Origin of the sequence: Mesorhizobium sp. M2E.F.Ca.ET.209.01.1.1, from assembly GCF_004010375.2 — a bacterium.
Classification (GTDB): Bacteria; Pseudomonadota; Alphaproteobacteria; order Rhizobiales; family Rhizobiaceae; genus Mesorhizobium.
The window spans coordinates 1-365 of the sequence record NZ_SADP02000454.1 but is presented as its reverse complement, the minus strand read 5'-3'; the positions used below and the strand labels follow the sequence as shown (position 1 = coordinate 365).

Below are 365 nucleotides of genomic sequence, written 5' to 3'. Positions count from 1 at the left end.
CGGCGAAGCATGCCCGTTTCCAGGAGCCGGGAGCGTCGGAACAAGCCGTAGATCGGGTCATATATGGCGTCGCCGGCATGGTAGAACCACAACATCCTTTCAAAGCGCTGGGCTGCGTCGCCGGAGCTTGGGAATTCCCCCCGGTAGTGCTTCCATCTCGCCACCCCCTCGGGCGAGTAAAGGGTGAAGCCGGTGGTCAGCCCAATAGCATCAGGTCGGTCTTCAAGCGTCTTCACGCATTTCGAAAGATACCCCGGCTCGAGCCAATCATCGGCGCTGATCCAGCGGAAGAATGTGCCACGCGCAAGCCGCAACACGCGGTTCATGTTCTGATGGAGCCCAATGTTCGAAGGGTTGACGTTCAG

General features: G+C 59.5%; 1 protein-coding gene. It reads right to left on the bottom strand.

Going from position 1 to position 365, the window contains the following annotated elements:
- On the bottom strand, positions 1 to 365 hold a 365-nt coding region (locus tag EN852_RS36450), incomplete at both ends, for a glycosyltransferase (protein ID WP_189546447.1).